Genomic DNA, 13,200 nt, shown 5'->3' with positions numbered 1-13,200 from the left:
CTCCCCTTTACTTAAGAGCGCACGAGCTCTTTTGCTGCTTCAATAATATCTGGCACTTGTGGAATGACTGCTTTTTCCAGCGTTGGGTTGTACGGTATTGGGACGGCAAGACCGCCAAGTCGTTTAATAGGTGCATCTAAATAGTCGAAGGCTTCACTTTCCGCTATCATACTCGCAATCTCTCCGCCGTAACCGCCTCGTTTCACTGCCTCATGCACAACGATACATTTGCCTGTTTTTTTCACAGATTCAATAATGGTTTCTTCATCTAATGGGACGAGCGTTCTCGGATCAATGATCTCGACATCGATTCCTTCCGCTTCTAGTTCCTTCGCTGCTTCGAGCGCTTTGTGCACCATAATGGCTGTTGCAACAATTGTGACGTCCTTTCCGCTTCTCTTCACATCCGCTTTCCCTAAAGGAATCGAGTACTGCTCTTCTGGTACTTCACCAATTGTTTTATATAAAAGCTTGTGTTCATAGAAAATGACAGGGTTGTCATCATCCATTGCTGCTTTTAAAAGTCCTTTTGCATCATAAGCTGTTGAAGGCTGAACCACCTTTAGTCCAGGAATATGAGCCATCCACGCTTCTAAGCTTTGGGAGTGCTGCGCTGCGGCACCTGTCCCGGAACCTGCTGGTGTTCTGACAACAAGCGGCACTTTCCCTTTTCCGCCAAACATGTAACGTGTTTTCGCTGCTTGGTTTACAAGCTGATCCATTGCAATTGTAATAAAGTCAGAGAATTGTAGTTCTAAAATCGGACGCATCCCTGTCAAAGCCGCTCCGACTGCGCCTCCTGCGATGGCAGCCTCTGAAATCGGCGTATTGCGGACGCGTTCTGGACCGAATTCCTCGATCATCCCGCGCGTGACACCAAATGCGCCACCGTATACGCCTATATCTTCACCTAAAATGAAGACATCTTGATTTTTTCTCATTTCCTGACTCATTGCTTCTCGAACGGCTTCTAAATATGAAATCTCTCTTACTGTCGTGTTTGTCACGTGATTCCCCTCCTAATTAGGCGTATACATCCTCTAATAGTGTGTCAATTGATGGTTCTTTACTATTTTTCGCAAATTCAACAGATGCCTCGATCTCTTGCTTCGCTTCTTCTTGTAAACGAGCAGCCTGCTCTTCTGTCAGAACATCTAGCTCCATTAAGAGTGACTTAAAGCGTTTAATTCCGTCTTTTTGTCTCCATTCTGTCTCTTCTTCACGTGTACGGTATTTTTTCGCATCACTCTTTGAGTGACCCTTCCAGCGATACGTTTTCATTTCAATGAGTGATGGCCCTTCTCCAGCTCTTGCACGGCTTACCGCTTCATCTACTGTATTCATGATCTCAACCATGTCATTTCCATCAACTGTTTTCCCTGGCATTCCGTAGCTTTCTGCTCTTGTTGAGATGTCTTCAATGTTGATCATTTCTTTCACAGGACCAGACATGCCGTATTGGTTGTTTTCACAAATAAACACAACAGGTAAATCCCAAATGGAAGCAAGGTTCAGCGCTTCGTGGAAGCTGCCTTCATTTGTGGCGCCGTCTCCGAAGAAACAAAGGACCACAAAGCCTTCCTTTTTCATCTTGGACGTGAGCGCCGCACCTGTTGCAAGCGGAATACCGCCGCCAACAATTCCATTTGCCCCAAGGTTTCCTTTTTCTAAATCGGCAATATGCATGGAACCGCCTTTTCCTTTGCAGTAACCTGTTTCACGTCCGAACAGTTCAGCCATCATTTTATTGACCTCTGCACCTTTTGCAATACAGTGACCATGTCCGCGGTGTGTACTGACAATCTTATCTTCATCCTTTAACACAGCAATAGATCCAACAGCCGATGCTTCCTGTCCAACACATAAATGGGTCGTTCCATGGATTAATCCTTTAGCAAAGAATTGATCGACCTTTTCATCAAAATATCTTACTAACCACATTTGTTTATATAAATCTGCTAATTTCTCATGACTAATCTGTTCAGGCAAAGTGATTTGTTTTTGCATTTCTTCTCTCCCCTTTACATTTGTTCTTATGTGTTACATTTGTAATTATCATACGTTTAACTCTCATTGAAGTCAAGCATTTCCGTTTATTTTTTAAGCGTTTTCATCTTTTTTCAGAAAAAAAGAGAAAGGCAAAGCCCTTTTCCAAAGACCTTCTCTTTCTCTCCATCTCGTACATTCTCATTCATCTGGATACATCATGATTTTGACGCTTTCACCTTCTGGATGCCTAGCGCATTCTATCGCCTGACGAAGCTGACTTAATGGATATCGATGCGTCACCATTTTTTCTGTATGAACGGCCTTTGCTTTTAAGAGCTCCAGCGCTTCACGATAATGGTATGGATGCGACGAATAAGCTCCGACTACTTTCACTTCATCATGGAAAAAACGTTCTGCTGGAATGGAGACATCCCCTTTCGGAAAGTGAGCAAAGACCAAAATCGTTCCGCCTCTTGCGACAGCTTGAAATGCTTCTTTTAAAAGCGCACTGCTCCCCACAGAAATAATGACAAGGTCCGCTCCCTTTCCATCTGTTTCTTTCATGACGCGGTTTTCTACTGGCTCAGATGCTGGATGAAAAGCGACGTCCGCCCCAAGATTTCTTGCTTGAAGGAGCCTGTTCTCATTTACGTCTGTGATCATCACTTTTCCAGCCAAATAATATTTGGCAAGCTGTAATTGAATGCAGCCTATTTGCCCCGCTCCAAGAATCAAGACCGAATCTCCAGGATGAACGGGCGCCCTTTCAAAGCCGTGAAGACAGCAGGCAACCGGTTCGACCATCGCTCCTTGTTCATATGAGACGTCATGTGGGAGCTTGCCCATTGTATGCTTCACATGTAAAGCAGGAACACGAATATATTCCGAAAAACCGCCCGGCTCTACATTTGTGGCTGCAAATTGCGGGCACATTGTATAAAATCCTCTTTGACAAAAGTCACAAGTAAAACAAGGGACATGATGCGCTACATACACCCTGTCTCCCGTTTGAACATGTGTGACATGACGGCCTGTTTCGATAATGTCACCAGCGATTTCATGCCCTAGCACTGTGCCAGGAGGTACCGTCTCATGTGTCGCTTTATAAATATCCGTCCCACATAACCCGCAGGCACGCATTTTTAATAATACTTCGTCGTCACCAATGGCTGGCCGCTTCCGCTCCTCGTAACGAATGTCCTCTGAAGAATAAAAGACAGCTGATTTCATTTAGCCGCATCCTCCTTTTCATCACATGTCGCAAGACTCTGCAAGGATTGAACGAGCTGCTTGTACTCACTCATCTCACTTGAAATCCAGTAGCGTCCGCCAAATATTCGCGCAGGTCCCACTCTGACATATACTTTCCCGATATGAGGATATGGTTTTAAAAACAATTTTCCTTTAATATCGGACACGGCATATGTGTGCCACCTGCCAAAAGCACCTATTTTCAGCTCATCTTCACTAATCATGATATTCGTTGGCTGATTCAGGCCAGTGATGCTAGAAAGCATAAGGATAGGCAGCGTATAGACACCTAACACAGCTAATGGCTCAGGTCCTGCCGACATCAACGTATAAAGAGACCAGAGAAAAAACACACATATTAACAAGGCCGGAAGGAAAATAGAAAACATGGCAGACGTTCGGCTATAAGCATGCTGCTGCATGAGAGCTCCCCCTTTCAAATGACATGGAAGGAGCTTTCGCAGCTCCTCCACGCAATCATCGTTCACTTAATATGATCGATAATTTTTTCAATATCCTCTTCAATGCCAAATCCCGTTAAAAAAGATAACGTTTGAATCACAGGCGTTCCTTTTGTATCACTAACAGGCGTTGTCGTCACAATTAAATCAGCACCCTCCGCTTTCTGCGGAACCTCAGATGCCTTACATTGTTCAACGATGACATCGTATCCTTTTTCCTTTAATGTCTCTTCTACCTTTTTTGCCACAACCGTTGACGTCGCAACTGCCGTTCCGCAAGATACTAATATTTTTTTTGCCATGAGAATCCCTCCAGCTCGTTTATTGATCTTTCTGATCTAAGCCCATTTCTTTTGCATACTGCTTTTTAATATCATTTCGCACCCAGTACCAAAGAAGCGCATATGCCAGTGCACAGATAATCGCTGCAATGAAGTAAGGATTGCTCGGATCAAGAAGTCTCACCATGATCCAAGGAATGACGTGTGAACCAAGATCGATACCAGAGATCATATTTGCCCCTTCTGGGAAGTCGAAACCAACTGCTTTCCCCATTGTTGTGGCGAGTGGTGCAAGGTTCGTTGCAATGAAGAAAACAATCATTAAGGTAAAAATACTGTTAATGAGGCCGCGAATAATATTCCCACGAGCGGCTGCTACTGCCCATACTACTGTAAATGGCAGAACCGATAAGTCTGCAAACGGCAGCATACCATTGTAAGGAAGAACGACAGCGAGCAAAATGGTGATTGGCACCATCAAAAGGGCGACAGCCATATTCGCTGGATGACCAATGACAATCGCTGTATCCAAACCAATATAGACATTTTTTCCAGGGAAACGCTTTTGAATATAAGAACGAGCACCCTCAGAGATTGGAATAAGTCCTTCCATTAATAAAGCAACCATTCTTGGCATTAACACAAGCACTGCAGCCATTTGAATTCCAAGGGTCATGACACCTTTTGCATCATAGCCCCCAAGAAGACCAATAATGATACCAAGTATAAGACCCATCACAAGCGGTTCACCAAAGATGCCAAAACGTTTTTTCAAAGTTTCTGGATCCGCATGAATTTTGTTTAGACCAGGGATTTTATCAATCACGCGGTTTGACGCATACATCAGCGGAGCGAAGTTGACCGTTTCAGCATGAGCCATCGATACGCCTTTTAATCCGAAATGGTGTTCAATCGTCGGTGCCGTCCAATCGGCGAGTTTTAGTGTAATCGCAGAAACGATTAAACCAACGGCAAGAGCTAAGAACATATTATGATAAGCGTAGTAAGTAACAGAGGCAGCGAAAATCAAATGCCAGAAATTCCAAATATCCACATTCAATGTTTTCGTAAAGTTAACAGACAGCAAAATGACATTTAACAAGAGCACAAGAGGAATCATCAAAGGAGCGACAGGTGTACCAAATGAAATGGCGGCTCCAATCGGCCAGCCGACATCTAAAATATCAAGCTTTAATCCAAGAGAATTGACCATGGCTTTGGCTGCTGGTCCAAGACCGCTTACAAGTAAATTAATGACAAGATTGACCCCGACAAATCCAATTCCGATCGTAATACCTGCACGGAAGGATTTTTTAAATCCTTGCCTTAAAATCATACCGAATAACGTCATAATAATTGGGAGCATAATTGTTGGCCCTAAGTCTAAGATGAAATCGACGGCTTGCTTGATCATACATCCACCTCCTGATTTTAGATAAAGCGCTTACATTATGTCGTGAATAACTATTGGTTTAATTCTTTTTGAAGTACATCAACAGCTTCTTCATACGATGTCATGTGAGATAAACTTGTCATCACTTCTTCTTTTCTGAAAAGCGTCATCAGTTTCTCTAACATCACGAGCTGCTTACTAGGTTCAGAGATTGCCAGAACGAACACAATTTTGGCTTGAACTGTCTCATGAGGGCTTCCCATCTTATGAAAAATAACAGGTTCCTTTAATGTCGCTACACTGATCGCCGGTTTGTTTACATGTTCAGGATCTGTATGGGGAATGGCTACCCCAAAGGTCGCAAGAGGTAGACCGGTCGGATATGTTTTTTCTCTTTCAAGCACTGCTGGTAAAAAGCTCGATTTGATATACCCTCCAGTTTCTAACCTTTCTGCTAAATAGGCAGTCACCTCCTCACTTGAAGATGCTTCGTATTGCAGCTCAATCAGCTGTTGATCTAACTCAAACAAGCTGTTCAAACAACCACCCCTTTCATTTGGTATAAATATGAACACATGTAACAAAAAGAATGAACATTTTAAAATAGAACCTTTCGTAAAGCGCTTACAAATACATGTTTTATAAAATGTTCAATACTGTTACCTTTGTAAAAATATTATAATATTCGAAATTATAAGTCAATGTTCCTAGGAAAATTTTTATAAAAAAAGATGCAGCTTTTTGCCGCATCTCTTTCATTACATCACATCAACTTCTTGTTAAATATGGCTTCCTATATCTAAAAATTCAGCTACAAAAAGGTTGTCTGTCTGCTCTGTCATTTCTTTTTTTGTGCCGATTTTTTCGATTCTGCCCTCATTCATCACTACAACACGATCAGCGATATCAAACGCTTCTTCTTGATCATGCGTCACAAAGATGGTCGTCATTTGAAATTCTTGATGAACTTTTTTCAGCCAATGTCTTAATTCTTTTCTCACCTTTGAATCTAGTGCACCAAAAGGTTCATCTAAGAGAAGAGCTTTCGGTTTAACGGCTAGCGCACGTGCGAGTGCTACACGTTGCTTTTGTCCACCTGACAGCTGCTCTGGATAACGGTGTTCATACTGCGTTAATTGAACAACTTTCAGCAGCTCATGCACCCGCTCTTTGATGTCTTTTTTAGGCAGCCTTTCTCCTCTAGGTTTCATCTTCAATCCATAAGCCACATTATCAAATACCGTCATATTTCGAAAAAGCGCATATTGCTGAAAGACAAAACCAATTTGCCGTTTTCGCACTGGAATGTGAGTATAATCTTGTTCTCCAAATAAGATCTGCCCTGTATTCGCATCATCAAGCCCTGCAATAATTCTTAATAAAGTCGTCTTACCTGATCCAGATGGTCCTAGTAAGGATATTAATTCCCCATTTCCGATCGTCAAATCCACGTTTTGCAAAACCTTCGTCTGCCCAAATTGCTTTGATATTTGTTTCGCTGTAATCCCCAAGGCTGATCCCTCCATTTATTTTGAACGCTTGCCAAGCCTGTGATCTCTCTGCTGAATGATCTGCTTGATGATTAATGTAATGACCGCTACAAACGCCATGAGAGAGGCCACAGCAAAAGCCGCTTGGAATTGATACTCGTTGTATAGAATTTCTATATGAAGCGGCATCGTATTCGTCATTCCGCGTATATGACCAGATACAACCGACACTGCACCAAATTCACCAATTGCCCTAGCCCCTGCTAAAATGGCGCCGTAAAAAAGGGCCCATTTTATATTTGGAAGTGTCACAAGGAAAAAGGTCTGCCACCCACTGGCACCAAGCGTAAGTGATGCTTCTTCCTCATGAATGCCTTCATTTTGCATAAACGGAATTAACTCTCTCGCAACAAAAGGAAATGTCACAAAGATGGTCGCAAGAATCATCCCTGGTACAGAGTAAATCACTTTCCATCCATTTGCTAAAAGCGACGGTCCTAAAAGTCCATTTGAACCAAATAAAAGTACAAATACAAGTCCTGCAATGACAGGTGACACCGCAAACGGAAGATCAATGACAGTCGTTAACAAACGTTTTCCCGGGAAATGAAATTTTGTGATGAGCCAAGCAGCACTGACCCCAAATATCATTTGAAGCGGCAATGTGATCATCACAATGAAAACAGTCAATTTAATTGCCGCAAGCGTGTCTGGATGTGAGATGGCAAGAAGATAAGAACTCCATCCTTTCTCAAAAGCCTTTGAAAATACAGCAATCAACGGCATGAGTAAAAACAAAATCAAAAAAGCATACACCACACTAATTAACATACGCTTCACCGCTTTTGATTCCGTCACAGGACTCCTGTACTTGATGCGGTGCTCTTTAAGAAGCTCCCTTTCCAATCATCTCACCTCACTTCCACTTGTTTTTTCCGCTCGACAAACCACTGCAATCCGTGAATCAATAACAAAATGACAAATGATAAGAGCAGCATGAAACAGGCAATAGCTGCGGCACCTGGATAATCATACTGCTCAAGCTTAGACATGATCATCAGTGGTGTAATCTCTGTTTTAAACGGAATATTTCCCGCTATAAACACAACGGAGCCATATTCACCGAGTGCTCTTGCAAATGCAAGAGAAAATCCAGTCATCACCGCTGGAAACAAGGCAGGCAGCAGTACATGAAAAAAGGTCTGTTTTCTTGTAGCACCAAGTATAGCTGCGGCCTCTTCCACTTCCTGCTCAAGCCCCTCAATGACCGGTTGAACCGTTCTTATGACAAATGGAATGCCAATAAAAATCAGTGCCAAAATAATCCCGAGCGGGGTGTAAGCCACCTTCACATGCAAAAATTGCCCAATCCACCCATTCGGAGAATAAAGAGTCGTCAAAGCGATGCCAGCCACTGCCGTTGGAAGAGCAAACGGCAAATCGATGAGGGCATCCAGGATGTTCTTTCCTGGAAACGAGTACCGCGTGAGAACCCATGCGATCAGTACACCGAAACCTGCATTGATGAGTGCAGCTGCAAAAGAAGTCGTAACCGTAAGCTGCAGCGACTTTAGCACCCGTGCATCACTAAAGACATTCCAAATTCCTTCTGCTCCTAATGAAGCCGTCCAAATAAATACCATAGATAAAGGAATCACGACAATCGCACTGACATAAACAAGTGTCACTCCGAGACTCAGCCCGAATCCAGGCAATACACGTTTTCTTTTATTGGCGGCAGCATAGCCTTTCTTCATCACGTCGCCCCCCTATTTTTGTCCGCTATATATCTGATCAAATAATCCGCCATCATCAAAAAATCTTTTCTGCGCCTTTCGCCATCCGCCAAATGCCTGATCAATGGTCACCATATCAATCTCTTTAAATTGATCTTTATATTTGTTTAGCACTTCTTGATTTCTTGGTCGATAATAGTTTTTAGCCGCAATTTCCTGTCCTTTTTTAGAATACAAATAATCTAAATAAGCCTTTGCCACTTTCTCTGTTCCTTTTCGTTTCACATTTTGGTCGACAACGGCAACGGGCGGCTCTGCTAAAATACTAATAGAGGGACTGACAATCTCAAATTTGTCTTTGCCTAATTCATGCAGTGTTAAATAGGCTTCATTTTCCCAAGCAATTAACACGTCACCAAGACCGCGCTCGACAAAAGTTGTTGTGGCGCCACGAGCACCTGAATCGAGCACCTCGACATGTTCATATAACTTTTTCACAAAATCCTTCGTTTTTTCTTCATCCCCATGAAAGGTTTTATCGGCATATGCCCATGCGGCTAAATAATTCCATCTTGCACCGCCTGACGTTTTTGGATTTGGTGTGATAATGGATACACCTGGCTGAATCAGGTCATCCCAGTCTTTAATATTTTTGGGGTTCCCTTTCTTCACAAGAAACACAATCGTAGACGTATAAGGTGTGGACTGATTCGGAAATTCTTTTTGCCAATCCTTTGAAAGTAGCCCTCGATCTGCAATGGCATCAATGTCGTACCCAAGAGCAAGTGTAGCCACGTCTGCTTCGAGTCCATCAATAATCGATCTCCCCTGCTTACCCGACCCTCCATGAGACTGCTGTATCGTCACATCTTCACCGGTTTTGTCTTTCCAATAAGTCTGGAAGGCTTGATTGTATTCCTGATACAATTCACGGGTAGGATCGTATGACACATTCAACAGCTCAACCTTTCCCTTTTGATTTGAGGCTTCATTCGCATTTGAGCATGCGGCACTTGTGATGATGAAAAGTGTCATCGCAATAGACATCCATATCCAATTTTTCATGTTATCCGCTCCCTTTCACATTGAATAGTGACACCAACCTTGCCGTTTTCAGTTCTATACGCAAAAAAGGCCCTCAGCGATTGAAGTACAAAAAAGTCCTGTACGTCAATGCCAAGAGCCTTCGGTTGTCCGATCAGCTATGTATGATTGATGTTAGTCTATATATTATTCAAACTATTCACAGGTGTCAACTGTGTTTTTATTTTAATGAAAAAAAGAAACGCCTTCTTGATGAGGCGCTTCTTTTCCCGGGAAATGCTATTGATCTGCAGCTACCTTTAGATTGACACCAACAGCAGTTCCATTTCTCGTAGAATCAGCTACTCCAGTGAATGTCCCTGCTTTTCGATCAATCAGTAAAGCTTGCACATTCCCTATATCAATAGGTGAACTGCCAAACTGGTGACCCATATCATTTAACTTTGTTCTTACATCTAGAGGGACGCCTACTTCATAACGATACGAAGTTAAGCTGTTTGTGTAGATTCTTGGCTCTTCTACCGCATCCTGAAGCTCCATGTCATATTCAAGTAAATTGAGAATCGTCTGTGAAACAGAAGCAATGATCGTCGTTCCACCAGGAGATCCAACAGTCATGACAGGCTCTCCATCTTTAAAAATGATCGTCGGGGTCATACTTGATAATGGACGTTTATTTGGCTGGACTTCATTTGCACCGCCAGGTCGTGCATCAAAATCAGTCAGTTCATTATTTAAGAAAAATCCATACTCTGGAACAAGAATCCCTGTACCAAATAATTGTTCAATGGTCGTTGTAAATGACACAACATTTCCCCACTGATCTGCAACAGTAAAATGGGTCGTCTCACCAATGGTTTTATCTTCTGGCTGAGGAACAATTGGGGATGGATTTTTTTCATCCTCATATGCCCAAGGATCTCCTTCTTTCGGGCTGCGATTCATTTGATCTAATTGAATGAGAGAGGCTCTTTCTGAAATGTAATCATCGTCTAGTAGTCCTTTTAGTGGAACATCTACGAATTCGGGGTCGCCGGCATATGCGGCTCTGTCAGCATAGGAGAGGTGCATTGTTTCAGCAAGCAGCTGATATTTTTCGAATGATTTGGGGTCATACTGAGACAGGTTAAAATGGTCAAGTATTTTGAGAATTTGTAGCATAAACACCCCGCCTGAGCTTGGTGGAGGCATGCTTGCAAGCTGATATCCTTTATAGTCTCCCCAGATTGGCTTGTCAGTCTTGACTTCATAACGTTTGATATCTTTTGAAGTCATCGTCCCGCCAAAATCTTGAACTGTATTTGCAAGTGCCTTTGCTACTTTTCCTTCATAAAACGCTTTGCTTCCTTTTTTCGCAATGAGTTTAAATGTTTTTGCAAGACCTGGCTGGACAAGCAGATCTCCTTCTTCGAGTGGCTGATCATTTGGAAGAAAAATTGGCGCTGCGGCCGTTTTTTTCAATTTTCCTTGGTGATCATCAATCGCATTTGCCAAGACAGAATCAATTTCAAAACCATCTTCTGCAAGTTGAATGGAGGGCTCAATCAATTCCTTCATAGAACGAGTACCCCACTTATCTAATGCAGCTTCAAGACCTTTTACAGTCCCTGGAACACCTACCGCATTTCCATGTGTAGATCGCTCAGCAAACGGAATCACTTTTCCATCATCTGTTAAAAACATGTCAGGTGTTGCGCCCTGTGGTGCTCGCTCTCTGCTATTGATGATGGATGTTTCCTTTGTCTTCCCATCATAAACCATCATAAATCCGCCGCCGCCAATTCCAGACATCATTGGCTCTGTTACGTTAAGTGCGTACTGAATGGCAACAGCAGCATCCACTGCGTTCCCACCTTTTTTCAATACGTCAGCACCAATCTCCGATGCAAGTGGATGTGCAGTAGCCACCATACCATCTTTGCCAACAGCTACTTTATTCCCATGAGTTTCGTTTGCAGTGACTTGGCTGACCGGCAGGAAAAACGAGAAAACAAACAGACATATGGACAAAACAGTTAGAGAAATGCGTTTCATGAACAACACCCCTTCCATATTCTTACTTTGACCTTACCGACTTCTTGACCAGAATACAATAGATTATTCTAAAATTTCAAAATTTTTCATTCTATCATCCTATATCTGCCAAACAAAACGCATGTTTTCAAAACATATGACATGCACAGTTCGTAGTAATAAAGACATACGATTTCCAAGTAGGAAACTTCACGATATAATAAACTCATAACAAAGGGGGAAAAAGGATGAACCACAAAAGCACTTTATTTTGGGAATCTTATTGGGAAGAAAAATCAGAAAAAACTCCTGATCACGCCTCTGTTTCTGCTTGGGCATTTGGCGCAGATCCAGATCACTTGCTTGACCTTGTACAACAAGGAAAAAAAACAGCCACTTGTTCTGGATACCTTTTTTACGAAAAAGAACAAGAGCCTCTTCCAAAACCCGGTCAATATGCGGTCATTTTGGACAGCCAGGAGGAACCAAAAGCCATCATAGAGATCACACAAGTAGATATCATGCCAATGAATGAGGTTCCTGAATCATTTGCAAAAGCAGAAGGTGAAGGAGATCTTTCATATGACTATTGGTACAAAGAACATGAAGAATTTTTCACAGAAGCCCTTAAGCCGTACGGATTAACATTTAAGGAAGATATGCTTCTTGTTTGTGAGCGGTTTAAGCTTGTTTATTCAGCTTCTTAACGTTTAAGCGGTGCCAAAAATGGTCCGCTTTTTTGCTTTCTTTTCCCCTTTCTGAAAAAGGTGAGTTGAGATCACATCTTTAGGTCAGAATAAGATCAAATAGAAAAAGTGAAGAAATTTTCGACTACACCTGTTTTTTTTCGACAAAAGAATATATAATTATTTGATGTGTGCATTGTCTCATTTATACAATGGAGGGTTTTTACATGTTAAAAAGGAAAAAAGACAAGTTTTCCGTCTTGTTAACGGAAATTGCTAAAAATTTAGATGAAACTGCTGAGTATTTTGTTAGCTATAAAGTAACAAATCAAACCACTCTGAAAGAATTTTCTGACACATTGAAGGAATATGAGACAAAAGGTGATAATCATGTTCATACCATGATTAAAGAGCTGAACAAAGCCTTTATTACACCGATTGAACGTGAAGACATTCTTCAATTGACGAATAGCCTCGACGATGTTTTAGACGGCATTGAGCATTTTTCAGCAACTTTAGAAATTTATTCAATTACAAGCTCTGACGAACATATCGACAAATTCAGCCACTACATCAGAGAATGTGCGAAAGAAATTTTAACGACTATTGAATTACTGGCTGAAAATCGCTTAAAAGATATTCATCCGCACGCAATCAAAATTAAAGAGATTGAGCATAATTGTGACAATCTTCACCGCAAATCACTAAAGAACTTGTTTGGAAAAGAAACAGATCCAATTAAGGTCATTCAATACAAAGAAATTTACGAAACACTTGAAGAAATCGCAGATTCCTGTCAAAGTGTTGCCAACAATCTAGAAACAATCATTATGAAGAATGCGTAACGGGGTTAGTT

14 protein-coding genes are annotated in these 13,200 nt (G+C 41.9%); 2 read left to right on the top strand and 12 right to left on the bottom strand.

Annotated elements, in window-relative coordinates; translation table 11 throughout:
- Nucleotides 1-11: 11 nt before the first annotated feature.
- The 12 genes from BA79_RS01105 to ggt all read right to left on the bottom strand — a co-directional run bounded on the left by BA79_RS01105 (nt 12) and on the right by ggt (nt 11,679).
- Nucleotides 12-1,007 carry an alpha-ketoacid dehydrogenase subunit beta gene (locus BA79_RS01105; RefSeq protein ID WP_008346255.1) on the bottom strand — a complete coding sequence of 332 codons (996 nt, stop codon included), beginning with the start codon at nt 1,005-1,007 and terminating at the stop codon, nt 12-14.
- A 16-nt stretch (nt 1,008-1,023) separates the two neighbouring features.
- Complete coding sequence (gene pdhA, locus BA79_RS01100) at nt 1,024-2,007, bottom strand: pyruvate dehydrogenase (acetyl-transferring) E1 component subunit alpha (RefSeq protein ID WP_008346257.1); 984 nt, start codon at nt 2,005-2,007, stop codon at nt 1,024-1,026.
- Nucleotides 2,008-2,187: 180 nt separating this feature from the next.
- On the bottom strand, nt 2,188-3,219 hold the full coding sequence (locus BA79_RS01095; RefSeq protein WP_035700438.1) for an alcohol dehydrogenase catalytic domain-containing protein: 1,032 nt from the start codon (nt 3,217-3,219) through the stop codon (nt 2,188-2,190).
- Nucleotides 3,216-3,662 (bottom strand): hypothetical protein, encoded by a 447-nt coding sequence (locus tag BA79_RS01090; RefSeq protein ID WP_008346260.1) that lies wholly within the window; start codon nt 3,660-3,662, stop codon nt 3,216-3,218. Before BA79_RS01090 ends, BA79_RS01095 begins: the two co-directional genes overlap by 4 nt.
- A gap of 62 nt (nt 3,663-3,724) precedes the next feature.
- Nucleotides 3,725-4,003: a PTS sugar transporter subunit IIB gene (locus BA79_RS01085; RefSeq protein WP_008346262.1), complete on the bottom strand. Its 279-nt coding sequence runs from the start codon at nt 4,001-4,003 to the stop codon at nt 3,725-3,727.
- A 19-nt stretch (nt 4,004-4,022) separates the two neighbouring features.
- Nucleotides 4,023-5,396 (bottom strand): PTS galactitol transporter subunit IIC, encoded by a 1,374-nt coding sequence (locus BA79_RS01080; RefSeq protein WP_035700436.1) that lies wholly within the window; start codon nt 5,394-5,396, stop codon nt 4,023-4,025.
- 50 nt (nt 5,397-5,446) lie between these two features.
- A complete protein-coding gene (locus tag BA79_RS01075) occupies nt 5,447-5,914 on the bottom strand; it encodes a PTS sugar transporter subunit IIA (RefSeq protein WP_008346265.1) in 468 nt (155 codons plus the stop codon).
- Nucleotides 5,915-6,154: 240 nt separating this feature from the next.
- Nucleotides 6,155-6,886, bottom strand: coding sequence for a sulfate/molybdate ABC transporter ATP-binding protein (locus tag BA79_RS01070; RefSeq protein WP_017359151.1), 732 nt, complete (start codon nt 6,884-6,886; stop codon nt 6,155-6,157).
- 15 nt (nt 6,887-6,901) lie between these two features.
- Nucleotides 6,902-7,771, bottom strand: a complete 870-nt coding sequence (cysW, locus tag BA79_RS01065; RefSeq protein ID WP_035700432.1) for a sulfate ABC transporter permease subunit CysW — start codon at nt 7,769-7,771, stop codon at nt 6,902-6,904.
- Between the two features lie 5 nt (nt 7,772-7,776).
- Nucleotides 7,777-8,622, bottom strand: a complete 846-nt coding sequence (cysT, locus tag BA79_RS01060) for a sulfate ABC transporter permease subunit CysT (RefSeq protein WP_035700429.1) — start codon at nt 8,620-8,622, stop codon at nt 7,777-7,779.
- Nucleotides 8,623-8,634: 12 nt separating this feature from the next.
- Nucleotides 8,635-9,666 (bottom strand): sulfate ABC transporter substrate-binding protein, encoded by a 1,032-nt coding sequence (locus BA79_RS01055; protein WP_035700426.1) that lies wholly within the window; start codon nt 9,664-9,666, stop codon nt 8,635-8,637.
- 258 nt (nt 9,667-9,924) lie between these two features.
- Nucleotides 9,925-11,679 (bottom strand): gamma-glutamyltransferase, encoded by a 1,755-nt coding sequence (gene ggt / locus BA79_RS01050; protein ID WP_035700423.1) that lies wholly within the window; start codon nt 11,677-11,679, stop codon nt 9,925-9,927.
- Nucleotides 11,680-11,906: 227 nt separating this feature from the next.
- Here ggt and BA79_RS01045 point away from each other — a divergent pair, with 227 nt between their 5' ends.
- Together BA79_RS01045 and BA79_RS01040 are read left to right on the top strand one after the other, a co-directional pair.
- Nucleotides 11,907-12,365, top strand: a complete 459-nt coding sequence (locus tag BA79_RS01045) for an ASCH domain-containing protein (RefSeq protein ID WP_025207200.1) — start codon at nt 11,907-11,909, stop codon at nt 12,363-12,365.
- 206 nt (nt 12,366-12,571) lie between these two features.
- A complete protein-coding gene (locus BA79_RS01040) occupies nt 12,572-13,189 on the top strand; it encodes a DUF47 domain-containing protein (RefSeq protein ID WP_035700419.1) in 618 nt (205 codons plus the stop codon).
- Nucleotides 13,190-13,200 lie beyond the last annotated feature (11 nt).

Origin of the sequence: Bacillus altitudinis 41KF2b, assembly GCF_000691145.1 — a bacterium.
GTDB classification, from domain to species: domain Bacteria; phylum Bacillota; class Bacilli; order Bacillales; family Bacillaceae; genus Bacillus; species Bacillus altitudinis.
The sequence above is the reverse complement of the archived record's forward strand: the minus strand, read 5'-3'. Positions and strand labels throughout refer to the sequence as shown.